Here is a 26,052-nt window from a genome sequence, read left to right on the forward strand (position 1 = left end):
AAAGCTTCACCGATCGGTCCCGGAGCCGGCCTCGTAACTCTGGACACCGGGTGCCGGTGGCGCGTTTTCCCAGGTCGCGCCCGCTATCGAGGTACTGTCCGTACCCCGCGGAATGACAACCGGGTTGCGCTCACCTCACAGCTCACCAAGGCGCGCTGAGCGCTGTGAGAGATTCGTTTGGACGCCGGTCGCCGCCTCCTTACAGTCGGGACATCAGCCCGATTTCACCGCTCGAAGGGGGCGTCGTGGTTAATTCACGCACTCAGGGTTCCGCGCCCTCCGATTCGGCTCACCGGCCCGACGCCGGCGACGCCCTCCTGCGGCTGGGCAAATACTTCCACCGCGGCGAAATCTCCGCCGACCACCGCACCGTGCACAAGACCGGCGGCCGCAGCGCCGACGAGTTCTACCGCGACCGCTGGTCCCACGACAAGGTGGTGCGCTCCACCCACGGCGTCAACTGCACCGGCTCGTGTTCCTGGAAGATCTACGTCAAGGACGGCGTGATCACCTGGGAGTCGCAGCAGACCGACTACCCCTCGGTGGGATCGGACAAGCCCGAATACGAGCCGCGCGGCTGCCCGCGTGGCGCGTCGTTCTCCTGGTACACCTACTCCCCCGCCCGGGTGCGCTACCCGTATGTGCGCGGCACCCTGCTCGAGCTGTATCGCGAGGCCAAGGCGCGACTCAAGGACCCGGTGCTGGCCTGGGGTGAGATCGTCGAGGACCCCGAAAAGGCCAAGGCCTACAAGGAGGCTCGCGGTAAGGGTGGCTTCGTCCGTGCGGAGTGGTGGGAAGCCGCCGAGATCGCGGCCGCCGCACACGTCTACACGATCAAACAGTACGGGCCCGACCGGGTGGCCGGCTTCTCGCCGATTCCGGCCATGTCGATGGTCAGCCATGCGGTGGGCGCGCGGTTCATCTCGCTGCTGGGCGGTTCGATGCTGTCGTTCTACGACTGGTACGCCGACCTGCCGGTGGCCTCACCGCAGGTCTTCGGCGATCAGACCGACGTGCCGGAGTCGGCCGACTGGTTCGACGCCGGCTACCTCATCATGTGGGGCTCCAACGTCCCGGTGACCCGGACCCCGGACGCGCACTACATGACCGAGGCCCGCTACCGCGGCCAGAAGGTCGTCGTGGTCTCCCCCGACTACGCCGACAACACCAAGTTCGCCGACGAATGGGTGCCCGCCCGCCCCGGCACCGATGCCGCGCTGGCCATGGCCATGGGCCATGTGGTGCTCAAGGAGTTCTTCGTCGAGAAGTCCACGCCGCGCTTCCTCGACTACATCAAGCGCTTCACCGATCTGCCGTACCTGATCACGCTCGACGAACGCGACGGCGTCTTCGTTCCCGGCAAATTCCTCACCTCCGCCGACCTCGGCAGCGGCGCCGAGGCCGCCGAATTCCGCACCGTGCTGCTGGATGCCGACGGTAATCCGGTGGTGCCCAACGGATCTCTGGGCGACCGCTTCGGCGAGGACGGCACCGGACGCTGGAATCTGGATCTCGGTGACGTCGATCCCCTGCTGACCCTGCACGGCCGCACCGACGACGCTGCGGCCGTGCAGTTCCCGCGCTTCGACACCGACACCCCGGATGTGCTGACCCGCGGCGTGCCGACGATGTTCCTGGCGGGCAAGCGCGTCACCACGGTGTTCGACTTGTTGCTGGCCCAGTACGGCGTGGCGCGCAGTGGCCTGCCCGGCAGCTGGCCCACCGGATACGACGACCCCTCCGAGCCCTACACCCCGGCCTGGCAGGAGTCGATCACCGGCGTGCCCGCCAAACAGGCCGCCCGCATCGCCCGCGAATTCGCCGATAACGCCGACCGTTCCGGCGGCCGTTCGATGATCCTGATGGGTGCGGGCACCAACCACTGGTTCCACTCCGACCAGATCTACCGCGCGTTCTTCACCTTGACGCTGCTGACCGGCTGCCAGGGCGTCAACGGCGGCGGCTGGGCCCATTACGTCGGCCAGGAGAAGTGCCGTCCGGTGACCGGGTGGTCCACGCTGGCTTTCGCGACCGACTGGCAGCGTCCGCCGCGCCAGATGCAGGGCACCGTGTTCTGGTACCTGACCAACGATCAGTGGCGCTACGACCCGTTCACCTCCGACACCTTCGCCTCCCCGCTGGGCGAAGGCCGGTTCGCCGGCCGCACGGCCGCCGACAATATCGCCCTCGCCAGCCGTCTCGGCTGGATGCCGACCTATCCGACGTTCGACCGCAATCCCCTCGATCTGGCCGACGAGGCCGAGCAGGCGGGCAAATCGCCGGCCGAGCACGTGGTCGACGGCTTGAAATCCGGTGAGCTGAACTTCGCCTGCGAGGACCCCGACGCGCCCGAGAACTTCCCGCGCGTGCTCACCGTGTGGCGAGCCAACCTGCTCGGCTCCTCCGGTAAGGGCAACGAATACTTCCAGAAGCATCTGCTGGGCTGCGGCTCCAACCTGCAAACCTCCGACGCCACCGGCGTGCGCCCGCAGGAGCTGAACTGGCGCGAGGAAGCACCCACCGGCAAGCTGGATCTGCTGCTGTCGCTGGACTTCCGGATGACCAGCACCACGCTGTTCTCCGATATCGTGCTGCCCGCCGCCACCTGGTACGAGAAGCACGACCTGTCCTCCACCGACATGCACCCGTTCGTGCACGCCTTCTCCCCCGCCATCTCCCCGCCGTGGGAGGCCAAGACCGATTTCGACGCCTTCCACCGGATCGCCCGCGGGTTCTCCTGGATGGCGGAAAAGCATCTCGGCGTGCGCAAGGACATCGTCGCGGTGCCGTTGCAGCACGATTCGCCCGATGCCATGGCCCAGGCCGGTGGACGCGTGCTGGACTGGAAAGCCGGTGAATGCGAACCCATTCCGGGTAAGACCATGCCGAAACTGGTGGTCGTCGAGCGCGACTACGGCAAGATCGCGGAGAAGATGGCCGCGCTCGGGCCGCTGGTGGAGACGCTCGGCCTGACCACCAAGGGCGTCACCACGCTGCCCGATCAGGAAGTCGAATACCTGGCGGGTATGAACGGCACGGTGGTGTCGGGCGTCGCGCAGGGACGTCCGTCGCTGGCCAAGGACACCCACGCCGCCGAGGCCATCCTCGCGCTGTCGGGCACCACCAACGGCCGCCTCGCCGTCGAAGGTTTCGAGGCGCTGGAACGGCGCACCGGCACCGAAATGGCCGATCTGGCCGCCGAACACGAGGGCAAGCGAATCACCTTCGCCGACACCCAGGCCCGCCCCGTCCCGGTCATCACCTCGCCGGAATGGTCCGGCAGCGAGACCGGCGGCCGCCGCTACTCCCCGTTCACCATCAACAAGGAACGGCTCAAGCCCTGGCACACCCTCACCGGACGCCAGCACTTCTACCTCGACCACGACTGGATGATCGAACTCGGCGAACAGCTGCCGATCTTCCGGCCACCGCTGGACATGACGGCGCTGTTCCGCGAACCGAACGTCGGCGAGGTCGGCGAACGCGGCGTGACGGTGCGCTACCTGACCCCGCATTCGAAGTGGTCGATCCACTCCGCCTACCAGGACAACCTGCACATGCTGACGCTGTCACGCGGCGGGCAGACGATCTGGATGTCGGAGAAGGACGCGGCGAAGATCGGTGTTGCCGACAACGATTGGATCGAGGCGATCAACCGCAACGGTGTGGTCGTCGCCCGCGCCATCGTCAGCCACCGGATGCCCGAGGGCACCGTGTTCATGTACCACGCCCAGGACCGGGCGGTGGACGTACCGCGTATCGAGGGTCCCGACGACAGCGCGGCCTCCGGTAAACCCTTCAACGGCAAGGGCAAGCGCGGCGGTATCCACAACGCGCTCACCCGGATCATGATCAAGCCCTCCCACCTCATCGGCGGCTACGCCCAGCAGTCGTTCGCCCTGAACTACCACGGGCCGACCGGAAACCAGCGCGACGAAGTCACCACCATTCGTCGGCGCAGCCAGGAAGTGGAGTACTAACTATGCGCGTCATGGCACAGCTGGCGATGGTCATGAACCTCGACAAATGCATCGGCTGCCACACCTGTTCGGTCACCTGCAAGCAGGCCTGGACCAACCGCGGTGGCACCGAGTACGTCTGGTTCAACAATGTGGAAACCCGGCCCGGTCAGGGTTATCCGCGCCAATACCAGGACCAGGAGAAGTGGAAGGGCGGCTGGGCGCTGAACAAGCGCGGCAAGCTGACCCTGAAGTCCGGGTCCAGGATGAAGCGGCTGCTCAACATCTTCGCCAACCCGGACCTGCCGACGGTCGAGGACTACTACGAACCGTGGAGCTACGACTACGACAACCTGCTGTCCTCCCCGCCCACCGACACCACCCCGGTGGCCCGGCCGAAATCGCTGATCACCGGCGAGGACACCAAGGTCACCTGGGGTGCCAACTGGGACGACGACCTGGGCAGCGGCCCGGAGCAGGTCGGTAAGGACCCGCTGCTCGGCAAGCTCGAGAAGAAGGTGAAACTGGAGTTCGAAGAGACCTTCATGTTCTACCTGCCGCGCATCTGCGAGCACTGCCTGAACCCCTCGTGTGCCGCCTCGTGCCCGTCGGGTGCGATCTACAAGCGCGCCGAAGACGGCATCGTGCTCGTCGACCAGGACAAATGCCGTGGCTGGCGCCAGTGCATCACCGGCTGCCCGTACAAGAAGATCTACTTCAACCACAAGACCGGCAAAGCCGAGAAATGCACGTTCTGCTATCCGCGCGTCGAGGTCGGCATCCCGACGGTGTGCTCGGAGACCTGCGTCGGACGGCTGCGCTACATCGGCGTGATGCTCTACGACGCCGACGCCGTGCTCGAGGCCGCTTCCGTCACCGACACCAAGGACCTGTACCCGTCGCAGCTCGGCGTGTTCCTCAACCCGCACGACCCGCGAGTGATCGCCGAGGCCGAACGGGCGGGCATCTCACCGGATTGGATTCAGGCCGCGCAGGATTCGCCGGTCTACAAACTGATCGTCGACTACCAGATCGCGCTGCCGCTGCATCCGGAATACCGCACCATGCCCATGGTCTGGTACGTGCCGCCGCTGTCGCCGGTGGTCGACGTGCTGTCGGAGACCGGGCACGACGCCGAGGACGCGGGCAACCTGTTCGGCGCCATCGACGCGCTGCGCATCCCGGTCGAGTACCTGGCCGAACTGTTCACCGCCGGTGAGATCGGCCCGGTGCGAGCCTCCTTGCAGCGGCTCGCGGCGATGCGCTCGTTCATGCGGTCGGTGAACCTGGGTATGGAGCCCGATCCGTCGATCGCGCCCTCGGTGCGGTTGGAGCCGGAGGAGATCGAGGCGATGTACCGGCTGCTGGCCATCGCCAAGTACGAGCACCGCTACGTCATCCCGCAGGGCGCGACGTCCAAGGCGCACGAACTGGATTCGCTGGCCACCGGCTGCTCGCTCGACACCGACGGCGGTCCGGGGATGACCGCGTTCGACCAGATGGTGGAGAAGTTCCAGCTCACCGACACCAATCAGGCCGCGCCGGAGGAGAAGTCGGGGCGGATCAACCTGCTGAACTGGGACGGCAAGAGCACCTCGGGGCTGCTGCCGAGTGCGAACAACGGCCACGCCGGCGATCAGGCCGTGCACGGATCCGGCGGCGGGACGAACGGGAAAGCCGGGGATCATGCCGTCAACGGGTCTACCAACGGGGTGAACGGCAACGGAGCCGGCGGCACGGACACGCCCACTCCCGGCGGCGAACTGGCCGACACCGCGGGTAGTTCGACAGGCGGACGGCCATGAGCGGGCCGTCGCGTCACTGCGCGGCGCCGACCCCCACCATCGCGAAACCCGCCGCGTCGGGCCGGACCCATGTGGTCGCCGAGGCGCGACAGGACGTGCTTGCTGCGTCTGCCACCCGCGTGAATACGACCGGAGGCTCGCCATGGCGCTGCTGAAGATCCGGCGGCGTCCGGAACCCGTTGTCGCCCTGAGTGATCGCGACCGCCGACTGGTGTGGCGCACCGCCGCGCTGCTGCTCGACTACCCGAGCGCGGACACGCTGAAGGTGCTCGACCAGCTGGCCGAAGCGGTGGCGCAGCTGCCCGACGCGGTGCGGTCGCCGCTCGAGGCCGTGGTGCTGCATCTGCGAACGACTCCCCCACTGGAACTGGCCGCGCAGTACGTCGAAACCTTCGATATGCGCCGCCGGGCCAGCCTGCACCTGACGTTCTACGCCTACGGCGACACCCGCAAACGCGGTATGGCGCTGCTGCGGTTCAAGCACGCCTACCGGCACGCCGGGGTCGAACTCGGCGACGAGGAACTGCCCGACCATCTGCCGGTGCTGCTGGAGTTCGCGGCCACCGTCGACCCGATCGGCGGTGAGCGCCTGCTCGGCGAGCATGTCCCGGTGCTGGAGCTGCTGCGACTGTCGCTGTCGGACAGCGGTTCCCCCTACGCGGGTGCGCTAGCGGCTGTCGTCGCCACGCTGCCGCCGCTGACCACCGCCGATCGGCGCAAGATCGCCGAACTCGCCGCCCAGGGTCCGCCGGAGGAAGAGGTCGGGCTCGACCCCTTCGCGATGGATCCCACGATGTTCGAACAAGCCGAAGGCCGTCGATGAACACTGCACTGCACCTGCCGACCGAACTGTGGCTGATCCTGCCCTACATCGCCTTCACCTCGTTCGTGCTCGGCCACATCTGGCGCTACCGCAACGACCAATTCGGTTGGACCACACGCTCTTCACAGGTCTACGAGACCCGCCTGCTGCGGCTGGGCAGCCCGCTGTTCCACTTCGGCATGGTCGGCGTCTTCGGCGGCCACGTGCTGGGCGTGCTGATCCCCGAATCGTGGACCGAGGCCGTCGGCATCAGCGAGCACACCTACCACCTGATCGCCGTCGGCGCGGGTTCGGTCGCTGGGCTGTCGGTGCTGGCCGGCGTCGCCATCCTGCTCTACCGCCGCTTCACCGTCACCGCGGTCCGCAAGGCCACCACCGGCAACGACAAACTCATGTACGCGCTGCTCACCGCCGCCCTGGTCACCGGCCTGATGAACACCTGGGGCGCCAACCTGCTGTTCGGCACCTACAACTACCGCGAAACCGTCTCTCCCTGGTTCCGCAGCCTGTTCACCCTCAACCCCCAGCCCGAACTGATGGTCGACACCCCCTGGCCGTTCCAGCTGCACGGCCTGGTCGTCCTCACCCTGGTCTTCCTGTGGCCCTACACCCGCCTGGTCCACATGTTCAGCGCCCCCATCGGCTACCTGGTCCGCCCTTATGTCGTCTACCGCAGCAAGGAAGTAGCCGCTCCGGACAAGCGACGTTACTCCCGCGCCTGGGATTCGCCGGTGACTCCGGAGCGGTGGAGGTAGGGGCCGACTCAACCGGGATCATCGGTCGCAGTGCGTTGTTGGGGGAATGAGCCGCTAGTGTTGCCGCGTGGTCCGACGTGGTCAGCAGAACAAGCGAGCGCTCCGCGAGGCGAGCAAATCGGCATTCGAACAGCTCGATTCACCTCATGGAACCTATGCCCCGCCCGACCGTGAAAAGTGTCGCTATCGGCAATGGGACACCCCTGTCGATGACCTCGGCACCGTCCGACTGCAATTCAACATCTGGCGAGCCAACGGGCAGATCGCAGATTTTGTGATCAATGTGCAAGTCTTGACATCAGACGGTTGGACGTCGGTTGAGCGGGTCGACTGCTGCCACGGGCATTGCCATCTGCACGTCGACAACGACGACGAGAACGCTCGCAGCCTCTACAAACTCGACGGGCCAGCCGACGTGGAACATGCGTTCAGCCGAGTTCAGGTCCTGGCAGACCAACGAGCGCGTATCATCCGTGACAGAGGAGCGTGATTGATCATGAACCAGTCACTGCTAGACGCATTTCGTCGCGAGGTGAATTTCAATCTCGCGATGGGTGCTCTTGCGGACTATGAACTGCCGGTGACGGGTGTCGATGGCAGCTGCCCAGTAGTCGTCGCGCTCGAGGATGAAGCACTGTCCACACTTCTCGGTCGGATTCGCGCCGTCGGCGGCTACGCCAATCTGTTCGTGCGTGGCGACGGCACGGTACGGATGGCGTCGGTCATCGATGAATCCTGCGCTCTGGTCGATGCGTCGGATGACATGACTCCATATGGCGAACGCCCGGATCCGAACGCAACGGTCGGTATGTTCCTCGACTGGGTGCAGAAGTGCCCACACGGGGTCAAAATCTCCAACGCCGTCGGCCAACCCGCCTGGGCACGTGATGCGAAGCCCGTCCAGTTGACTCCCGCCTAACTGCCAGCCGTTATCGGTTGGTCCTCGGTGGCCTCATTGCCGCGGAACATGAGGGAGGAGTTCCTGGACGTTGGCTCGGCGGTGTGTCACTCGATACTGGTCGTGCCGACACACTCGCCGAACACGCCGATCGGTGTACGAGGCGCGCCGTAGGTTCGTGGTAGAACACCAGTCATGTACCGGCTCCCGCGATGCCTGGTGTCCCTTCTCGCGCTCGGCGCGTTCCTGCTACCCACCGCAGTGGTGGCGGTGATCTTTCCCGCTCCCGCGGCCGCTGCCCCCGGCGCCTCCGCGATCCTGTCGGTGCGTCCGCTGGGTGGGCGCCAGCTCGAGGTGGTGGTCCATTCGGCGGCCATGAACCGGCCGATCACGCTGTGGATGTCACATCCCGGCGCCGGCGCCCCCACCCTGTACCTGCTGAACGCGGTGGACGGCGGCGAGGACGGCGGACCGTGGACGCGGCGCACCGATGTGGCGCAGTTCTTCGCGGACAAACACGTCAATGTGGTGGTGCCGATGGGTGGGCGGGCCAGCTACTACACCGACTGGCTCGCCGACGATCCGGTGCTCGGCCGCAACAAGTGGGAGACGTTCCTGAGCCGGGAGCTGCCGCCGCTGCTGGCCGACCGGTTCCAGACCTCGGGACGCAATGCCGTTGCGGGCCTGTCGATGTCGGCCACTTCGGCGCTGAATCTGGCGATCCGCTCGCCCGGCCTCTACCAGGCCGTCGGGGCGTTCAGCGGCTGCACCCGGACCAGCGATCCGATGGCGGTGGCCACGGTGTTCACCCAGCTCGGCGTGTTCGGCGCGAACGCCGTCAATATGTGGGGCCCGCCCGGGCATCCGGCCTGGGCCGAGCACGATCCGATGCTGCATCTGGACCGGCTGCGTGGGCTCGCGGTCTACGTCTCCTCCGGTAACGGCGGGCCGGGCGTCCACGAAACCCTCGCCTCGCCCGATATCAACGGCAACCCGATCAAGCTGGCCGACCGCATGCTCGTCGGCGGCGCGATGGAGACCTTCGTCAGCGGATGCACCCGCCCGCTGGTGGACAGCCTCGCCGCGCAGCGCATCCCGGCGACGGTCAACCTGCGCGCGGGCACGCATGCGTGGGAGTACTGGCAGGACGACATGCATCAGTCGTGGTCGGTATTCGCGCCGGCGCTCGGGGTCTAGCGGCCCGTCGCGTCATTCCCAGGCGAAACGGGGCTGTTCGATGTGATCGACCCTGGTATGCCTGCGATGCAGCGCCACCTCACGGAACTGATACATGATCGCCGCTGTCGGCGCGTGCAGATGACCGCCGAGCAGCGGCAAACGGATGAGCGGGCGATCGGACCCGTCGATGCGACCGAACTCGGGCGTGACATCCAGTTCCGTGAACGAAATCCGGTGCACGATAGCCACTTCGGCGGGATTGGGTATCACCACCGGATCGGCGCCTGCCCACACCACCACCGGAGTCATGAGGTAGCCGGATCTGGTCGGATAGTCGTCGAGTAATCCGAGCACATCCGATCGCATCAGTTCGACCCCGAGTTCCTCGTGTAGTTCGCGCAGGGCCGCCGCGATCGCGTCCTCACCGGCGTCCAACCGGCCGCCCGGCAAGGCGAACTGTCCGGCATGCGCCCGCAGCGTCGGTGCGCGTTCGGTCAGCCAGATCCCCGGGCCTTCCGGGGCGGTCACGACGGCCAGCGCCACCGCGGCGGGCTTGTAGCCGTCCGGTTCGACGGTTCGGCGGGGGAACCGGCTCAGTGCGTCGGCCAGCGCGGTCCTGGTGTCGTCATCGGACCAGCTCGTCCATTGTTTCGCGCCGTCGTCGGACATCCACGCACCTCACCGTCGTTCGAACCGTCCGGCGGTCGCGGCAGCGAGATGCGCTGGCGGAGGCATCCTGGCCGGCGGCCGGTATTCATCCGACGATAACGCTGCTCATCTCCCTGCGAGGACGCGGACGTTCGCTGTGCGGGAACACCGTGCGCAACCGGTCAGATCGTCAGCAGGTCGTCCGCATCGAGATGGACCCGCGTCCCGAACCGGGCACTGATATCGGCGAGCCGGTCCCGCAACCAGCGCGCCTGGACACCGCCGGCCCGCCGCAACCGCATCCGCCGCACACACAGCGGCAGCATCCGCACAGTTGGTTCGCCCCCGACGGTGACCAGGTACAGCAGGCGCAGATCCGGTCGGTACGTCTCATGACCGCCGATGCCCTCGTAGTCATCGATGACGTCACCGCACCCGTACAGAATCGGTTTACCGCGCCACACCTCGATCGGCCGCGGATGATGCGCCGAATGACCGTGCACGATGTCGACCCCCGCCCGGATCAAGCGGTGCGCGAATTCCTGTTCGCTCCTACTGATTCCGTAGCCCCAGTTGGGCCCCCAGTGCACCGACACGATCAGCAGGTCACCGGGGCGTCGATGGGCCGCGAGCTGGGCGGCGATCTCCTCGGCGCTGCGGGCGCCGGGACGATCGATCCACCACAGGCCCGGCCGGTCCGGGCCCGCCGCCCACGACGCGGGAACGCCGCTGGTCCTGGCTCCCACCGAAACGACCAGCGCGCGGCGGCCTCGAGCCAGCGGCAAGATCGCGGGAGCTCGGGCGGCCGCCAGATCCCGGCCCGCGCCCACCGCCCGGATCGGCGTCCGCGCCAAAGTGTCGAGGGTGTCGAGCAGGCCCTGCCGCCCGAAATCGAGGGCATGGTTGTTGCCGAGCGCGCAGGCGTCGGGCGCGATCGCGGTGAGGGCCGCGATATTGCCCGGGTGCATCCGGTAGTGGATGCCCTTGTCCGGTTCGAAGTCGCCGTCGGCGGTGATCGCGGTTTCCAGATTGAGGACCCGGATATCGGGTGCGAGGTCGTCGAGGATCCGCGGCACCTCACCCCACGGCCAGTCGGCGGCGACCGGCCGCGGTATGGGGCCGTTCACCCGCTCGGCGGCTTCGACGTACTGCCTGGCGTCGCGCACCCAGCCCTCGCGCAGCTCGGGGCGGCCCGGTCGCGGCAGAATCTGGTCGACGCCACGGCCGAGCATGACGTCGCCTCCCAGCAGCACCGTGACCGGCATGGTCGCTCGGCTGATCAGTCCAGGTCGTGTGCGGTCGGATGCAGCGGCTCGTAGAGGCCGATCTCGCCGGCGCCGGGCACGGTCACCCTGGTGACCCGGCCCCATCCGGCCTCCTCGATCTCGTCGGCGATCTCGACGCCCTTGGCGCGCAGCTCGGCGATCGTGGACGCGAGGTCGTCGCACATCAGATACATCTCGGTGCGACCGCCGTCGGCGGGCCCGGTGGGGTGCACGGCCAGCTCGGCGGGCGGCGACTTGAAGATCAGCCAGCCGTGTCCGGCGTCCACATGGGCCAGGCCGAGGACGTCACGGAAGAACGCCCGGGCGGCCTCGGCGTCGCTCGCGTAGAGGATGGAATGCGCACCGGTGATCATGTCGAAACGCTATCAGCGTCGGTGTGCGGGTCGTGGTTGTTTGCGCACCTCGCCGACCACATCGGATCCGATCGAAAAAACGTCTGGCGAATCGAGGCAGATGTGTCGAGAAGGTCGAGGGGGCTCCGACTACGGGATGACAGCACGTCACACCCGAACAGAGGAGAACATCATGTCCAGCGTCAACACTTTCCTGTGGTTCGACACCGCCGCCGAGGAGGCCGGCGAGTTCTACGCGTCGGTGGTGCCGAATTCGCGGGTCGTGGAGGTCACCCGCAATGACGACGGGGCGGCTTTCGTCGTCACCCTCGATCTCGACGGGCACGCGGTCACCCTGATGAACGGCGGGCCGGGCCATCCGCACTCCGACGCGGCGTCATTGCAGATCGTCGTCGACTCCCAGGAGGAGGTCGACCGCCTGTGGGACGCCCTCACCGACGGCGGCAAACCCGGGCCGTGCGGCTGGCTCACCGACCGCTACGGGCTGTGGTGGCAGGTGGTGCCGTCGGCGCTGCCGAAGCTCATGGGCGGCGACGATCCGGCGAAAACCATCGCCGTCGGCACGGCCCTGCGCACCATGTCCAAGATCGATGTGCGGGCCTTGCAGGACGCCTACGACCGCGCCTGATTCCGGTGTCTCCGGCGAATCCCGGACCCGCCGATCGGTCCGGGATTGTCGGTGCCGGGGTCCACACTGTGTCCCATGGCATACGACGAGGAACTGGCCGAACGCATCCGCGACCTCATCGAGCCCGGCCCCACCGTCGCCGAACGCAAGATGTTCGGCGGCCTGTCCTTCCTGATCGGCGGCAATATGGCGCTGGCCGTGAGTGGGAAGGGCGGGCTGCTGGTCCGGGTCGGTCCCGAACTCGGCGAACAGCTCATCGACGACGGCGACGTCCAGCAGGCGGTGATGGGCTCGCGGGAGATGACAGGCTGGGTCCGGGTGGCCGCGACGCACGTCGAGGACGACACCCGCCTGCGCGAATGGGTGGACCGAGGCGTCGGGTTCGCCCGCTCGCTGCCTCCCAAGGATTGATCAGGCGGTTTCGACCCGAGCGCGCAGGTTCTCGGCGAACGACCGGGCGGCCTGGAGGTCGTTGTCATCGGGATGGCCCTTGTGGAGGCCGCCGACCAGCCGCAACGGCAGCCAGGTGTCGTATCCGCGGCAGGTGAAGGTGTCGACGACGTCGAAACCCTTCTGCTCGAGCGTGCGGCTCAGGCTGTGCAGGTAGCGCCGGAACGGCGGTTCGGCGAGCCCACTGGTGGCGAACACGAACGCCTTGCCGCGCTGCTGTGCCGACAGCGAAGCGACGAACTCCCGCAGTTCCGGATAGAGGTCCATGTAGCGCACACCGGAACCGAATCCGACCAGGTCGTAGGTGGCAAGCTCGCCCGCGTCGACCCGATCCGGATCGACCACTCGTGCCTGGAGTGCCTCGCCCATGACCTCGGCGATACGCCTGGTGTTGCCGTGCGAAACCGATGCGCACACGATGATGGCCTTCATATCGAAGCTCCCAGCGTTTGTGGTGTCCGGCGGGGGTTCGAGGCGTGCCGTGGGCCCCGCCCCCTCGGAGCCCGGTGGACAGCCTACGGGCACACGACGTGCTCGGTGACCGGAATGCCGTTGTCTTTCCGAGGGGTTGGGGCCGAGGGTTCGCACTCAACCGGCAAGAGCGAGGTCACCTGCCGACCGGCTGGGCCAGCGCGGGTGTTCGGCATCGATGACGAACTCGTGCGTGTGCTGGTACAGCCGCTCGCTCACCTGAACGGCGTCGGTCAGCCGGGCCGGGTCGATGGTGCCCACTTCGTGCAGGTGGGTGATCACCGCCGGGTCGTGCCGTGGCCAGGCGCGCAGCGCCACGATGAGTCCGGTGGCGGCGAGCACGGCCAGGGTGACCCAGGTGAGGGTGAAACCGGCTGCGGTGCTGAGCCATCCGGTGATCGGGTAGGTGATCAGCCAGGCCACGTGGGAGAGCGAGAACTGCGCGGCGAACAGGGCCGGGCGATCGGCCGGCCGCGACGAGCGCCGCAACACCTGACCGGTCGGGGTCAGCACGGCGGCGGTGCCTGCGCCGATCAGCGCCCAGACGGCGAGCACTGCGCCCCAGCGCCATTCGCCGACGGCAGCCGTCGACAAGGCGATGGCTGAGCCGAGGCCCGCGAGCAGGGTGGCCGCGCCGGTGAGCATCACCGGCCGGGGACCGACGTGGTCGAGTACCCGGGGCAGCGTCAGCGCGACGAGCATGGTGCCGAACCCGTTGGCGGCCAGCAACAGCGCCACACCGGATTGGGTGCCGCCGAGGGTGTCGCGCACATAGTTGACGGTGTTGACCATGACCACCGAGCCCGCCGCCGCGACCACCAGGTTCAGGCCGAGCAGCCCACGCAGCCGTGGCGTGGCGGCGAAGATGCGCATGCCCACCGAGATGCGGGCCAGGAAGGAGGCGTCCGATGCGGTGCCCGCGTCCGGGATCCGCGTCGCGATCACCAGCACCGCCGACACCACGAAACCGATGGCGGTCCCGACGAACAGCCAGTGGAAGCTGACCAGCGCCAGCGCCGCCGCGGCGAGCATCGGGCTGAGCAGCGTCTCCATGGTCGCAGCCAGCTGCGAGGCCGACAGCGCCCTGGTGTACTCGCGTTCATCGGGCAGGATGTCGGGGATGATCGCCTGATAGGTCGGGGTGTAGGCGGCCGAGGCGGTTTGCAGCACCGCGATCAGCACGTAGATCTGCCAGATCTGGTCGATGAACGGCAGCGCCAGCACCACCAGCGCACGGATCACATTGAGGCCGACGAGCAACAGCCGCCGGGGGAACCGGTCGGCATAGGCCGCCACGATCGGCGCCACCGTCACATACACGAGCATCTTGATGGTGAGCGCGATGCCGAGCACCGCCGCGGCGTCGGCCCCAGCGAGTTCGTAGGCGAGCAGGCCGAGCGCCACCGTGGTGAGCCCGGTACCGAACAGGGCGGCCACCTGGGCGGTGAACAGCCGCAGATAGTCGCGGTTGGCGAACAACGAGGTGATCATCGGGCGCTCCTGCTTCCTACGAGGTCTATTATCTACGTATGGATGCAGATAGCAAGAAACTGCCGCCCCGTATTCCCGACGACGAACTGAACCTGGTCGTCGAGATCTTCCGCATGCTCGCCGACGGCACCCGAATCCGCGTCCTCTGGGCCCTGACCAGCGGCGAACGCTCGGTCAACGAACTCGCCGAGTACGTAGAAAAGCCCGCGGCCTCGGTCTCCCAGCACCTGGCCAAACTCCGCATGGCCCGCCTCGTCCGCACTCGCCGCGAGGGCACGACGGTCTACTACAGCATCGAGAACGCCCACGTCCGGCAGTTGGTGATCGATGCGATCCACAACGCCGAACATGCGGGGCCGGGGGTTCCGCCGCACCATCGCGCCGATGCGGACGTGCCCTCGATCTCACATCGGATCGGCGGTCAGAACTGAGGTAACGGTAACGTGCCGAGTACTACTGATCGCGCAATCGCGACACCACGGCACCTCTCTCATTCGCGGTCGTTGCGCGAGGGGTATATGAGGCTGACGGCATGCCGCGGCCAAGTCTCATGAACCTCGTCGGGATACGCGCATCAAGCGGTGCACGCCATATCCCACCGAGAGCTTCCAGCTGCTCGGTGGCGGCCGACGACCTGCCTGAATGCGAGTCAGGACGTGTCGCCCCTCACCGCACCCGGGTCCGCACCAACTCCCGCGCTCCGGCCCGGTAGCGCTCGGTGATCAACCGCACCACGGCCGGGTGAACCCCGATCGGTTCGGCGACACCGTCCGCCCCCGCGTCGTGCAGGCGCTGCTGGAAGAGGCCGTGGGCCAGCAGGTAGGAGGCGATGAAGACGCGCTGGGCGCCGGTTTCGCGCAGTTCCGTGACGACCTCCGGCACCCGGGGTGCGCCGGTGGCGACGTAGCCGATGCGGACCGGCGTGCCGAGGTGTTCGGCGAGCATGCCCGCGGCGCGGCGGACGTCCTGGCGGGCCCGGGCGTCCGACGAACCGGCGGCCGCGAAGACCACCGCATCGCCGGGGCGCCAGCCTGCCGCGCGCAGGCGCAGGCGCATGATCCGGGCCAGGGCCGGATCAGGACCCATGGCCGGTGTCACCGCGACGGCCGGGTGGGCGCTGTCGTCGATTTCGCGGGGGACGTCCTGGTAGACGTGGTAGCCCGACGCCAGGAACGCCGGAACCACCACGGCCGGAACGGAATCCGCGTGGTCGGCCAGATCGCGCAGCACCTCCGACGGCGAGGGGCCGAGGACGTCGACGAACGCGGTGCGCACGCGGGGCACGCCGCCGAATTCCTCCACACCGTCCAGCGCCGGACGGTCGAGCTCACGCGCGACCGCCTCGGCCAGGCTCGCGATCATCTGCACGCCCTTGGTGCTGCGGGTGCCGTGCGCGACCAGCACCAGGGCGGGCGCGCTCACCACGTGACCGCCTGGGCAAAGCGTGGTGCCCGGGTCGGCGTTCCGACTCCGGGCACCACGGGACGTGGGTTGTTGTCGGTACATTCGGCCGGGTCCAGCGCCAATCGGTAGCCGCGCTTGACCACGGTCTGAATGGCTTTCGGGGTGCCGAGACCCGCCCGCAGCCGCGCGATCGCCGTCTCCACGGCATGGGTGTCGTCACCGCCGCCGGGCAGCGCCGCCAGCAGATCCTCCCGGGACACGACCCGGCCGGGCTGACGGGCCAGCGAACGCATCAGCGACATCGGCGCGGGCGCGAGCTGACGCACCACGCCGTCGACGACCACGCATCCACCGCGCACGCTGATCGTGTGCCCGGCCGCGTGAATCCGGTTGGCGCGCCGCGGCAGTTCCTCGGCGACGTGACGGGCCAGCGCACCCAGGCGTGCTCGCGCGGGCATCGACGTCGGCACCCCGAGCTCCTCGAGCGGGGCCGCGGTGATCGGCCCGACACAGGCGGCCAGCACCCGCCCGCGCAAGGCGTGCAGCAGACCCTCGATCATCCCGGTTTCCTTGGCGCGCATCAACATCGACGCCACAGCGGGTGCGCTGGTGAAGGTGACGCAGTCCAGGCTCGAGGTGACGATGGCCTCGATCAGCTGGTCCATCGGGCCCTGGTCGTCGGGCGGAGTCCAGCGATACACCGGCACCGGCACCACATCGGCGCCGGCGCAGCGCAGCACCTCACAGAAGTCGGGCACCGGCTCCCATTCGGTGGTCGCGCCGTGCAGTTGCACCGCGATCCGCACGCCTTCCACGCCTTCGGCCAGCAGGTGATCGAGCACCTCGGCCGAGGACTCCGAGGCCGGCGACCATTCCTCACGCAGTTCGGCAGCGCGGATGGCGCCCTTGGCCTTCGGGCCGCGAGCCACCACCCTGGTGCTTGCCAAAGTGTCGCGCAACTGTTCGGCCAGCCCCCAGCCTTCGGCGGCCTCCATCCAGCCACGGAACCCGATGCCGGTGGTGGCGACGGTGATCTGCGGCGGATCGTCGACCAGCCTGCGGGTCACCCGTTCGAGCTCGTTGTCGTCGGCCAGCGGAATGATGCGGATGGCGGGCGCGGACACAATGGTCGCGCCCCGCCGGGTGAGCAGGGTGGCGAACTCCTCGGAACGCCGTGCGGCCGTGATGCCGACCGTGAAGCCCGCGAGCGACGCGCCCGCGTCGAGAGTCGTCATGCCGATCCGTCCGAGTCCATACCGCCGACGACGGGTTCGTTCGACACCGAGACGATGCCGTCGTCGACGCGCACCCGGTACACCGGCAGCGACACCGACTCATCGTCGAGGCAGCGCCCGTCGATCAGCGAGAACGCCTGCTTGAGCAGCGGCGAGGCCACCACGGGCACGCCACCCCGGTCGCCGATGATGCCGCGCGACATCACCGCGGCCCGGCCGAACGGGTCGATATTGCCGACGGCGTACACCGCGCCGTCGGAGTGCAGGAACAGCGCGGCCTGGCGGCCGCCCTTCAGCAACACCGCAACGCCGCGGCCTGGGATCAGGTAGTCGAGACGGCAGGCCTGGGTCCATCCGGTGGTGGCCGGGGCAATGCCGGTGGTTTCGATCACGGTCATCGGGGTTCTCCTCCAAACGCCTTACCCATTGGTACCGGCGCCCTGTTTCCTCGCGGTTAAGCAGTCATTTCCCGGGCGTAGCAGTTGCGGCGGGGACGAGATCCCGGGCACACGCCGCGCCCTGCCGGCTCAGGCCCGGCTGCCGACCCCTGGCATCTCGGGCAGTCCGAGCAGGACCGGCACCTTGCGCTCGCCGCTGTCGTCGAACGAGATCGTCGGGTCGGCTTCCTCGGGCGCGTTGACGAAGGACACGAAGCGCGAGAGCTTGTCCTCGTCCTCGAGCACCGCGGCCCATTCGTCGCGGTAGCCCTCGACGTGCTTGGCCATGGCCGCTTCCAGGTCGGCGGCGATGCCGAGGCTGTCCTCGCAGACCACCTGCTTGACGTACTCGATGCCACCTTCCAGCGATTCCTGCCACGGCGCGGTGCGCTGCAACCGGTCGGCGGTGCGGATGTAGAACATCAGGTAGCGGTCGATGTACTTGATCAGCGTCTCGTCGTCGAGCTCACCGGCCAGCAGCACGGCGTGCTTCGGGGTGAGGCCGCCGTTACCGCCGACGTAGAGGTTCCAGCCGTTCTCGGTGGCGATCACGCCGACGTCCTTGCCGCGCGCCTCCGCGCATTCGCGAGCGCACCCGGACACCGCCAGCTTGAGCTTGTGCGGGGAACGCAGTCCGCGGTAACGCTTTTCGAGCAGCACGGCCATGCCGACCGAATCCTGCTGGCCGTAGCGGCACCAGGTGGAACCGACGCAGCTCTTGACCGTGCGCAGCGACTTGCCGTACGCGTGACCGGATTCCATGCCCGCGTCGACCAGCCGCTTCCAGATCAGCGGCAGCTGGTCCACCCGCGCACCGAACAGGTCGATGCGCTGACCACCGGTGACCTTGACGTAGAGGTCGAATTCCTTGGCCACCTCGCCGATCACGATCAGCTGCTCGGCGGTGACCTCACCACCGGGCATCCGCGGCACCACCGAGTAGGTGCCGTTCTTCTGCAAGTTGGCCAGGAAGTGGTCGTTGGTGTCCTGCAACGCGGCCTGCTCGCCGTCGAGGATGTGATCGCTCGAGGTCGAGGCCAGGATGGAGGCGACGGTGGGCTTGCAGATATCGCAGCCGGTGCCCTTGCCGTACTTGCCGATCAGCTCGGAGAAGGTGCGGATGCCGGTGACCTGCACGATGTCGAACAGTTCGGCACGCGACTGCTCGAAGTGCTCGCACAGCGCCTTGGACATCTCGACGCCGGACTGCTCGAGCAGCTTCTTGATCATCGGCACACAGCCACCGCAGGAGGTACCCGCGTTGGTGCAGCTCTTGACACCGGCGATATCGCAGGCGCCCTCGGCGATGGCACCGCAGATCGCACCCTTGCTGACGTTGTTGCAGGAACAGATCTGCGCGTCGTCGGGCAGGGCGTCGGCGCCGAGTTCGGCACCGGCCGGGGAGATCAGCGCGGCGGGCTCGGCCGGCAGTGGGCGGCCGACCAGCGGGCGCAGCGCCGCGTACTGGGAGGCGTCGCCGACCAGGATGCCGCCGAGCAGGGTCTTGGCGTCATCGGAGATGACCAGCTTGGCGTAGGTGCCCTTGGCGGCGTCGTGCAGCACCACCGACAGCGCGCCCTCGGTGGTGCCGTGCGCGTCACCGAAGCTGGCGACGTCGACGCCGAGCAGCTTCAGCTTGGTCGACATATCGGCGCCGGGGAACTCCCCCGCCCCGCCGAGCAGCCGGTCGGCCACGATCTCCGCGGTGGTGTAGCCGGGCGCGACCAGGCCGTAGCAGACACCCTCGACCGCGGCGCATTCACCGACGGCGTAGATGTTCGGGTCCGAGGTCTGCAGACCCAGGTCGGTGATGATGCCGCCGCGCGGGCCCACCTCGAGGCCGGCTTCGCGGGCGATCTCGTCACGCGGACGGATGCCGGCGGAGAACACCACCATCGCGGCGTCGATGGTGCTGTCGTCGGACAGGGTGACCTTGAGCTTGGTGGCCGGGTCGGCGCCCTCGACCGTCTCGATCGAGGAGGTGCCGACACCGGTGTGCACGTGCAGGCCCAGATCGGTGACCAGCTTCTCCAGGATGGCGGCGCCGCCGGCGTCGACCTGGGCGGGCATCAGCCGGTCGGCGAATTCGACGACGTGCGGGGTCATGCCGAGCAGCCGCAGCGCGTTGGCCGCTTCCAGGCCCAGCAGACCGCCGCCGACGACCACACCGTGCGCGCCGGGACCGGCCGCGGCGGCGGTGTCACGGATGCCGTCGAGGTCGTCGAGGGTGCGGTAGACGAAGCAGCCCTCGCTGTCGTGGCCGGGCACCGGCGGCACGAAGGCGTAGGAACCGGTGGCCAGCACCAGCGCGTCGTAGCCGATGGTCTCACCGGTGGAGGTGGTGATCTTGCGGGCGGCGCGGTCGATGGATTCGGCGCGCTGGCCCAGCCGCAGCTCCACCAGATCGTCGCCGTCGTACTCGTTGCCGGGCAGGGCGAGCGCGCTGGCATCCCAGTTGCCGACGTAGGACGAGAGCCCGACGCGGTCGTAGGCGGCCAGCTTCTCCTCGCTGAGGATCACGACCTGCCACTGGCCTGCCTCGTCGCGGGAGCGCAGCGCCTCGACGAATCGGTGCCCGACCATGCCATGGCCTGCGACCACCACGGTCTTGCGCTGAGTGGGTTCGACTGTCGGATTCATGACTGTCCCTCCGTGGATGATCGGTGTCAGGCGCGAGCCGACGAGTTGGTGGACCGGGTGGTGGAGTTGGCGGCCTCGGCTTCCAGAACCAGGGCCTCGGCCTCGACCACGACGTCGGTGCCGGAGTCGCGGACCCGCATGCTCGGCCTGCGCAGGAACACTGCCCAGGTGACGAGGGCGCAGGCGACGTAGAAGCCCATGAACACCCAGAAGGCGGTGGTCGCGGACTGGGTGGACGCGTACGACGAGCGCAGCACCAGGTTGATGCCGACACCGCCGAGCGCACCGATGGCGCCGACGAACCCGATCAACGCGCCCGAGGTGTTCTGCGACCAGGCGGCCTGCTCGGCCGGGCTCGCGTCCAGGCTCTTGGACTTGGCGTCGAACACCGACGGGATGATCTTGGTGACCGCGCCGTTGCCGAACCCGGAGAGGATGAAGAGGGCGATGAAGCCGATGACCATGATGGTCATCACGCTGCCGTCGGCCACACCGCCGTTGCGGTCGGCCATCATGCTCGCCAGCCCGACGACGAGGGCGGCGGCCATCATCGCGCCGAAGACGACGATGGTGACCTTGCTGCCGCCGATGCGGTCGGCCAGTTTGCCGCCGTACGGGCGAGCCAGCGAACCCAGCAGCGGGCCGATGAAGGCAATCGACGCGGCATGCACGGCGGCCTGCGCGACGGTGTCGCCGCCCGCCTTGAAGCTGATCTGCAAGATCTGGCCGAAGGCGAAGCTGTAACCGATGAACGAACCGAAGGTGCCGATGTAGAGGAAGGCGATCGCCCAGGACTGCGGCACCTTCAACGCCGTCACCATGTAGGACAGGTCGGCCTTCTGGTTCTTCAGGTTGTCCATGAACAGCGCGGCCCCGACACCGGACAGCGCGACGAGCACCAGGTAGATCGCGCAGATCAGGGAGCCGTAGCCATCGCCGAGGGTGGCCAGGACCAGCAGACCGAGCAGCTGGATGACCGGGACGCCGATATTGCCGCCCGCCGCGTTCAGGCCCAGCGCCCAGCCCTTGAGCCGCTGCGGGTAGAAGGCGTTGATATTGGTCATCGAGGAGGCGAAGTTGCCGCCACCGAAGCCGGCGAACGCGGCCACGATCAAGAACGTGGTGTACGAGGTGCCCGGCTGGTTGATGAAGTACAACGTCAGCAGTGTCGGGATGAGCAGCATGAACGCGCTGAAGATGGTCCAGTTGCGTCCGCCGAAGCGGGCGGTGGCCACGGTGTAGGGGATCCGCAGCAACCCGCCGACCAGGGTCGGCACCGCCGCGAGAAAGAACTTGCCCGCCGGGTCGATACCGAACTCGTCGGCGGGCATGAACAGCACCATCACCGACCAGATCGACCAGACCGAGAAGCCGATGTGCTCGGCGACCACCGACCAGATCAGATTGCGCTTGGCGATGTCCTTGCCGCCTGCTTCCCAGGCCGCGACATCCTCGGCATCCCAATGCTCGAGGTTGCGGTTACGCGTCAGCGTGCTCAACAACAGGGCCTCCCAAAATCGGTTGGCCCAACGGTAGGAAACGGGTATTGCCGGAATGCTGCGGAAAATGACCGTCAAATCAACGGTTGCTCACGCTGCACGGGAAATGTGGGTGAGATGTTTCCGGCATGTGACGCAACGGTTTCCGCAGGTGTCCAATCGCCTGCTCGCGCGCTTCGCCGCGGTGAGGTCGCCTGTCAGCATGACCTGCGTCACGCTCGGCCGCAAGTCCTACGAATGCACCGCGATGACATCCGGCGCCGCTGCCGATGTCCTCGCAGCGGCACCGGGAGCCTGGTTCAGCGGGCCGACCAGGTGTCCTCGAGCATGCGCGGCTTGCACGCCTGCCAGGCGCCGGCCAGCAACACCAGCACCGCCACCCCGAGGAAGGCGAACGGCACCGCCCAGCCGCCGGTGGCGGTGTGCAGCATGCCGAACAGCACCGGGCCGGCGCAGGCCACCGCGTAACCGACGCCCTGGGTGAAGCCCGACAGCGAGGCCGAACCAGCCGGGGTGCGGGTGCGCAGGTTGATCAACGTCAGCGCCATCGGGAAGGTGCTCGGGCCGAGCCCGAGCACGATCACCCACAGGATCGGCGCGCTCATCGGCGCGATCAGCAGCGCGGTGAAGGCGACGAAGAAGCACACCGCGCAGCCGATCACCACCGGGAACGGATTGGACATCCGGGCCGCAACGGTCGGCGCAGTCAGCGCGGCGATCAGGCCGACCACCGCGAACAACGCGACCATGGTGCCGCCGAAGGCCGCGCTCGCGCCGGCGTCGGCGAAGATCGTGGGCAGCCAGGTGAACATCGAGTAGGTGGTCAGCGAGGTCATGCCGAACATGCCGGCCATGCCCCAGGCCACCGGTGAGCGCCAGGCCTTGCCGGTGGCGGCGTGCGGGTCGGCGGGCAGGGCGGTGGTGTCGGCCTTGTCGCGGCCGCGCCGGTCGCGCAGCACGCCGAACCACGGGATGGCCGCGGCGAAGCCGAGCAGCGCCCACATACCGAGCGAGATCCGCCAGCCGTGCGCTTCGGCGACCGGCACCGCCACCAGCGCGGGCAGCACGGTGCCGATCTGCACCATGGTGATGTAGAGCGCGCTGACGATCGCGAGCCGGTCCGGGAAGTACCGCTTGACCAGCGGCGGGATCACGACGTTGCCGACACCCATGCCGCCGAGGGCCAGCGCGGAGAAGACGAACAGTTCCGCGGTGCCGGAGACGAACACCCGGATGAGCATGCCGAGACCGGCCATCAGCATGGCGACCAGCGCGGTGCGTTCCAGGCCGAGCCTGCGCACCATGACCGGCGTCAGCAGGCCCGACAGCGAGAACATCAGCGTCGGGATCATGCCGAACACGCCGACGACGGCGGTTCCGTATCCGATCTCGTGGCCGATCTCCTCGGCCAGCGGAGTGAAGGCGGTGACCGCGACGCGCAGCACCAGCGCCGACATGATGATCGCCGCGAGTACGAGCAGCCGGCCTTCGGTCAGCGCACGACGACGCGCGGCCGTCGGCGAGCCTGCGGGGCTGCTGGTGGTCTCGGGCAGGGTTGCGGTCACCGAGAAATCATAGGATGACCGGATGACGGGAGCAAGCCGATGTGACGAGCGGTACCCTGTTGCGGTGCAACCCGTCCGCCGCACCAGTCTCATCGCGCAGGTCACCGAACAGCTCCGGGCCGAAATCCGCTCGGGCCGTTGGCCGATCGGCTCACGCATACCCACCGAGCCCGAACTCGCCGAACTCACCGGCACCGGGCGAAATACCCTGCGCGAGGCGGTGCAGGCACTCGTGCACGCGGGCATGCTCGAACGCCGTCAGGGCTCGGGCACCTACGTGATCGCCAACTCCGAGGTCAGCGGCGCACTGGCGAAGTATTTCGCCGACGCCCAGGAACGCGACATTCTGGAACTGCGCCAAGCGCTCGACACCACCGCCGCCGCCCTCGCCGCCCAACGTCGCGACGAGACCGATATCGCCACCATGCGGCGGTTGCTGGAAGAACGCAGCAAGTCATGGGACGACGACAACCCCGCCGCCATCGAAGCCGACGTGCAACTGCACCGCGCCATCGTCGTCGCCAGCCACAACGCGGTGTACCTGGAGTTCTACGATTCGCTGCTGCCGGTCATCGAGGCGGGCATCCGGTCGCGGACCTCGAAGTACGGCGATTCCTACGACGCCGAACATCGCGAACTGGTCCAGGCCGTCATCGACGGCGATCCCGAACGCGCCGCGCAGGCCGCCCGCTGCTTCCTCGGATCCCTGCTCGCCGAGTACCCAGCACCGGGCAGCGAGGGCGAGTAACCAACCGGTCACCGGTGTGCCGGATCACCGGTGAGGCGGATGTGCCGCGATCGTCACCGCACGCCACGTGAGCGCAACAACCGGCTCCTACCTTGTGATTCGACCGCTCAGGCACCCGAGGCGTTCGCACGAACCGCCCGGGCCCGCACGCCGCTGCGATGAGGCAGCAGCGCTGCCACGATGAGGGAGCGGTCGCAGTGCGATCGAGAGGGAGCCGATGACCGCGACAATCGACACCGGCAGTCACACACCGTCGTTCACCTATCAGAGGCGCGGACGCTGGATCGACACCTGGGAGCCGGACGACCCACAGTTCTGGGAATCGGGCGGGGCGCGAACGGCCCGCAAGAATCTCGCGTTCTCGGTGTTCGCCGAGAACCTCGGATTCAGCGTCTGGGTCATCTGGGGCTCGGTCGTGACCAGCATGGGCGCTGCCGGATTCGGCTTCCTGGCCGGGCTCGGCAAGGGCGACCCGGTCGCGGTGAGCAATGCCCTGCTGCTCACCTCCACCCCGACGCTGGTCGGCGCGGCACTGCGCATCCCCTACACCTTCGCCATCCCCCGCTTCGGCGGCCGCGCGTTCACCGCGTTCAGCGCGGCGATGCTGTTGCTGCCGACGCTCGGACTCGCCTACTTCGTCAACCAGCCGCAGACCCCGATGTGGGTGTTCCTGCTGCTGGCGGCGCTGGCCGGCGTGGGTGGCGGCAACTTCTCCTCCTCGATGGCCAATATCTCCTTCTTCTTCCCAGAAGGGAAAAAGGGTGCGGCCCTCGGCATCAACGCCGCGGGCGGCAATCTCGGCGTCGCGCAGACCCAGCTGATCCTGCCGCTGCTGATCACCCTCGGCACGCATCTGACCGCGAAGGACCCGGCGGGCTACCGGCTCGGCATCACGCTGGCCGTGCTGGTGTGGGTGCCGTTCATCCTGATCGCGACCATCGGCGCATTGCGCTGCATGGACAGCCTGCGCACCGCGAAATCCGACGGCAGGTCCTATCGGCTCGCGCTGACCAACCCGCACACCTGGGTGATGTCGCTGCTCTACATCGGCACCTTCGGTTCATTCATCGGGTTCTCCTTCGCCTTCCCCACCCTGATCAAGGCGAACTTCCCGAACCTGGCGAACATCGGCTGGATCACCACCCTGGGCAACCTGGCCTTCCTCGGCGCCCTGGTCGGTTCGTTCAGCAGGCCGTTCGGCGGCTGGATCTCCGACCGGGTCGGCGGCGCCAAGATCACCCTCGGGGTGTTCGGCGGGATGGCCGTCGCGGTGGCGTTGATCATGGCGGCACTGGAGCTGAAAAGCTTTCCGCTGTACCTGATCTCGTTCCTGCTGCTGTTCGTGCTCACCGGCATCGGCAACGGCTCCACCTACCGGATGATCCCGTCGATCTTCAGCGCCGAGGCGAGCAAGTACGCCGCCGAGCACGATCTCGATCCGGCCGAGGCGGCGGCGTCGGCCAAGCGGCAGGCGGGTGCGGCGATCGGCGTCATCGGGGCGATCGGCGCCTCCGGCGGCTACCTGCTACAGCAGGCACTTCGACTGTCCAACATCAACTTCGGCAGCATGTCACCCGCGTTCTGGGCGTACGCGATCGCCTTCCTGGTGATGGCCGGGGTGACGTGGTGGTTCTACCTGCGCTCGTCGTTCGCGGTGGCACGGGTGCCATCACTGGCGTACGCGAACGTCTGAGTTCGGTTCGGCCGCACCGGGTGTGGCGTCGTCGATGCGGCGACGGCGCACCCGGTGTGTCGTTCGCCAGCGCCCGGATCGACAC

The 26,052-nt window shown here is 67.9% G+C and carries 23 protein-coding genes; 12 read left to right on the plus strand and 11 right to left on the minus strand.

Annotated features, from left to right (window positions below; all coding sequences use genetic code 11):
* Positions 1-245 precede the first annotated feature (245 nt).
* From FEK34_RS18650 to FEK34_RS18680, 7 genes are all read left to right on the plus strand, one after another.
* Positions 246-3,980, plus strand: coding sequence for a nitrate reductase subunit alpha (locus FEK34_RS18650; RefSeq protein WP_138449284.1), 3,735 nt, complete (start codon positions 246-248; stop codon positions 3,978-3,980).
* 11 nt (positions 3,981-3,991) lie between these two features.
* Entirely contained in the window at positions 3,992-5,764 is a 1,773-nt protein-coding gene (narH, locus tag FEK34_RS18655) for a nitrate reductase subunit beta (protein ID WP_249359382.1), read from the plus strand.
* Between the two features lie 142 nt (positions 5,765-5,906).
* Entirely contained in the window at positions 5,907-6,587 is a 681-nt protein-coding gene (gene narJ / locus FEK34_RS18660) for a nitrate reductase molybdenum cofactor assembly chaperone (protein WP_138449288.1), read from the plus strand.
* Positions 6,584-7,342 (plus strand): respiratory nitrate reductase subunit gamma, encoded by a 759-nt coding sequence (gene narI / locus FEK34_RS18665; RefSeq protein WP_138449290.1) that lies wholly within the window; start codon positions 6,584-6,586, stop codon positions 7,340-7,342. The genes narJ and narI overlap by 4 nt, the downstream gene beginning before the upstream one ends.
* A gap of 67 nt (positions 7,343-7,409) precedes the next feature.
* Entirely contained in the window at positions 7,410-7,832 is a 423-nt protein-coding gene (locus tag FEK34_RS18670; protein ID WP_138449292.1) for a DUF7718 family protein, read from the plus strand.
* A 6-nt stretch (positions 7,833-7,838) separates the two neighbouring features.
* Positions 7,839-8,261 carry a hypothetical protein gene (locus FEK34_RS18675; RefSeq protein ID WP_138449294.1) on the plus strand — a complete coding sequence of 141 codons (423 nt, stop codon included), beginning with the start codon at positions 7,839-7,841 and terminating at the stop codon, positions 8,259-8,261.
* Positions 8,262-8,435: 174 nt separating this feature from the next.
* Complete coding sequence (locus tag FEK34_RS18680) at positions 8,436-9,437, plus strand: alpha/beta hydrolase (protein ID WP_138449296.1); 1,002 nt, start codon at positions 8,436-8,438, stop codon at positions 9,435-9,437.
* A gap of 12 nt (positions 9,438-9,449) precedes the next feature.
* On the opposite strand, the gene FEK34_RS18685 is transcribed toward FEK34_RS18680, so the two are convergent.
* The 3 genes from FEK34_RS18685 to FEK34_RS18695 form a co-directional block, all read right to left on the minus strand.
* Positions 9,450-10,088, minus strand: a complete 639-nt coding sequence (locus tag FEK34_RS18685; protein ID WP_138449299.1) for an NUDIX hydrolase — start codon at positions 10,086-10,088, stop codon at positions 9,450-9,452.
* Positions 10,089-10,249: 161 nt separating this feature from the next.
* Positions 10,250-11,332: a CapA family protein gene (locus tag FEK34_RS18690; protein ID WP_138449302.1), complete on the minus strand. Its 1,083-nt coding sequence runs from the start codon at positions 11,330-11,332 to the stop codon at positions 10,250-10,252.
* Between the two features lie 14 nt (positions 11,333-11,346).
* A complete protein-coding gene (locus FEK34_RS18695; RefSeq protein WP_138449304.1) occupies positions 11,347-11,706 on the minus strand; it encodes a VOC family protein in 360 nt (119 codons plus the stop codon).
* 172 nt (positions 11,707-11,878) lie between these two features.
* On the opposite strand from FEK34_RS18695, the gene FEK34_RS18700 reads away from it, so the two are divergent.
* Positions 11,879-12,334 (plus strand): VOC family protein, encoded by a 456-nt coding sequence (locus tag FEK34_RS18700; RefSeq protein ID WP_138449306.1) that lies wholly within the window; start codon positions 11,879-11,881, stop codon positions 12,332-12,334.
* A 75-nt stretch (positions 12,335-12,409) separates the two neighbouring features.
* Complete coding sequence (locus tag FEK34_RS18705) at positions 12,410-12,745, plus strand: TfoX/Sxy family protein (RefSeq protein WP_138449308.1); 336 nt, start codon at positions 12,410-12,412, stop codon at positions 12,743-12,745.
* Here the strand turns inward: FEK34_RS18705 and FEK34_RS18710 are convergent, their stop codons facing one another.
* Positions 12,746-13,216, minus strand: a complete 471-nt coding sequence (locus tag FEK34_RS18710) for a flavodoxin family protein (protein WP_138449310.1) — start codon at positions 13,214-13,216, stop codon at positions 12,746-12,748. It abuts the gene before it with no gap.
* 156 nt (positions 13,217-13,372) lie between these two features.
* A complete protein-coding gene (locus tag FEK34_RS18715; protein ID WP_138449312.1) occupies positions 13,373-14,746 on the minus strand; it encodes an MFS transporter in 1,374 nt (457 codons plus the stop codon).
* Between the two features lie 38 nt (positions 14,747-14,784).
* Between FEK34_RS18715 and FEK34_RS18720 the strand changes: the two genes are divergently transcribed.
* A complete protein-coding gene (locus FEK34_RS18720) occupies positions 14,785-15,177 on the plus strand; it encodes an ArsR/SmtB family transcription factor (RefSeq protein WP_138449314.1) in 393 nt (130 codons plus the stop codon).
* A gap of 235 nt (positions 15,178-15,412) precedes the next feature.
* Here the strand turns inward: FEK34_RS18720 and FEK34_RS18725 are convergent, their stop codons facing one another.
* The 6 genes from FEK34_RS18725 to FEK34_RS18750 form a co-directional block, all read right to left on the minus strand.
* A complete protein-coding gene (locus FEK34_RS18725; RefSeq protein ID WP_138449316.1) occupies positions 15,413-16,168 on the minus strand; it encodes a sirohydrochlorin chelatase in 756 nt (251 codons plus the stop codon).
* A complete protein-coding gene (locus FEK34_RS18730; RefSeq protein WP_138449318.1) occupies positions 16,165-17,385 on the minus strand; it encodes a uroporphyrinogen-III synthase in 1,221 nt (406 codons plus the stop codon). The genes FEK34_RS18725 and FEK34_RS18730 overlap by 4 nt, the downstream gene beginning before the upstream one ends.
* A complete protein-coding gene (gene nirD, locus FEK34_RS18735) occupies positions 17,382-17,783 on the minus strand; it encodes a nitrite reductase small subunit NirD (protein WP_138449320.1) in 402 nt (133 codons plus the stop codon). The genes FEK34_RS18730 and nirD overlap by 4 nt, the downstream gene beginning before the upstream one ends.
* A 129-nt stretch (positions 17,784-17,912) precedes the next feature.
* Positions 17,913-20,462 (minus strand): nitrite reductase large subunit NirB, encoded by a 2,550-nt coding sequence (nirB, locus tag FEK34_RS18740; protein WP_138449322.1) that lies wholly within the window; start codon positions 20,460-20,462, stop codon positions 17,913-17,915.
* A gap of 26 nt (positions 20,463-20,488) precedes the next feature.
* Positions 20,489-21,964 (minus strand): nitrate/nitrite transporter, encoded by a 1,476-nt coding sequence (locus FEK34_RS18745; RefSeq protein WP_138449324.1) that lies wholly within the window; start codon positions 21,962-21,964, stop codon positions 20,489-20,491.
* A 296-nt stretch (positions 21,965-22,260) separates the two neighbouring features.
* On the minus strand, positions 22,261-23,526 hold the full coding sequence (locus FEK34_RS18750) for a CynX/NimT family MFS transporter (RefSeq protein ID WP_138449326.1): 1,266 nt from the start codon (positions 23,524-23,526) through the stop codon (positions 22,261-22,263).
* Positions 23,527-23,590: 64 nt separating this feature from the next.
* On the opposite strand from FEK34_RS18750, the gene FEK34_RS18755 reads away from it, so the two are divergent.
* Together FEK34_RS18755 and FEK34_RS18760 are read left to right on the plus strand one after the other, a co-directional pair.
* The gene (locus tag FEK34_RS18755; protein WP_138449328.1) at positions 23,591-24,274 is read left to right on the plus strand and encodes a FadR/GntR family transcriptional regulator; all 684 of its coding nucleotides are present in this window, start codon (positions 23,591-23,593) and stop codon (positions 24,272-24,274) included.
* Between the two features lie 217 nt (positions 24,275-24,491).
* Positions 24,492-25,967: an MFS transporter gene (locus tag FEK34_RS18760; RefSeq protein WP_138449330.1), complete on the plus strand. Its 1,476-nt coding sequence runs from the start codon at positions 24,492-24,494 to the stop codon at positions 25,965-25,967.
* Positions 25,968-26,052: the final 85 nt, after the last annotated feature.

This window comes from Nocardia cyriacigeorgica, from assembly GCF_005863245.1.
GTDB classification, from domain to species: Bacteria; Actinomycetota; Actinomycetes; order Mycobacteriales; family Mycobacteriaceae; genus Nocardia; species Nocardia cyriacigeorgica_C.

What these genes read in the sequence shown, in the direction of transcription:
- FEK34_RS18730 (WP_138449318.1), bottom strand. Translation starts at nt 17,385, where the DNA reads ATGACGACTCTCGACGCGGGCGCGTCGCTCGCGGGCTTCACGGTCGGC.
- FEK34_RS18705 (WP_138449308.1), top strand. Translation starts at nt 12,410, where the DNA reads ATGGCATACGACGAGGAACTGGCCGAACGCATCCGCGACCTCATCGAG.
- FEK34_RS18700 (WP_138449306.1), top strand. Translation starts at nt 11,879, where the DNA reads ATGTCCAGCGTCAACACTTTCCTGTGGTTCGACACCGCCGCCGAGGAG.
- FEK34_RS18675 (WP_138449294.1), top strand. Translation starts at nt 7,839, where the DNA reads ATGAACCAGTCACTGCTAGACGCATTTCGTCGCGAGGTGAATTTCAAT.
- FEK34_RS18695 (WP_138449304.1), bottom strand. Translation starts at nt 11,706, where the DNA reads ATGATCACCGGTGCGCATTCCATCCTCTACGCGAGCGACGCCGAGGCC.
- narI (WP_138449290.1), top strand. Translation starts at nt 6,584, where the DNA reads ATGAACACTGCACTGCACCTGCCGACCGAACTGTGGCTGATCCTGCCC.
- narJ (WP_138449288.1), top strand. Translation starts at nt 5,907, where the DNA reads ATGGCGCTGCTGAAGATCCGGCGGCGTCCGGAACCCGTTGTCGCCCTG.
- FEK34_RS18690 (WP_138449302.1), bottom strand. Translation starts at nt 11,332, where the DNA reads ATGCCGGTCACGGTGCTGCTGGGAGGCGACGTCATGCTCGGCCGTGGC.
- FEK34_RS18680 (WP_138449296.1), top strand. Translation starts at nt 8,436, where the DNA reads ATGTACCGGCTCCCGCGATGCCTGGTGTCCCTTCTCGCGCTCGGCGCG.
- FEK34_RS18715 (WP_138449312.1), bottom strand. Translation starts at nt 14,746, where the DNA reads ATGATCACCTCGTTGTTCGCCAACCGCGACTATCTGCGGCTGTTCACC.
- narH (WP_249359382.1), top strand. Translation starts at nt 3,992, where the DNA reads ATGGCACAGCTGGCGATGGTCATGAACCTCGACAAATGCATCGGCTGC.
- FEK34_RS18685 (WP_138449299.1), bottom strand. Translation starts at nt 10,088, where the DNA reads ATGTCCGACGACGGCGCGAAACAATGGACGAGCTGGTCCGATGACGAC.
- FEK34_RS18710 (WP_138449310.1), bottom strand. Translation starts at nt 13,216, where the DNA reads ATGAAGGCCATCATCGTGTGCGCATCGGTTTCGCACGGCAACACCAGG.
- nirD (WP_138449320.1), bottom strand. Translation starts at nt 17,783, where the DNA reads ATGACCGTGATCGAAACCACCGGCATTGCCCCGGCCACCACCGGATGG.
- FEK34_RS18760 (WP_138449330.1), top strand. Translation starts at nt 24,492, where the DNA reads ATGACCGCGACAATCGACACCGGCAGTCACACACCGTCGTTCACCTAT.
- nirB (WP_138449322.1), bottom strand. Translation starts at nt 20,462, where the DNA reads ATGAATCCGACAGTCGAACCCACTCAGCGCAAGACCGTGGTGGTCGCA.
- FEK34_RS18720 (WP_138449314.1), top strand. Translation starts at nt 14,785, where the DNA reads ATGGATGCAGATAGCAAGAAACTGCCGCCCCGTATTCCCGACGACGAA.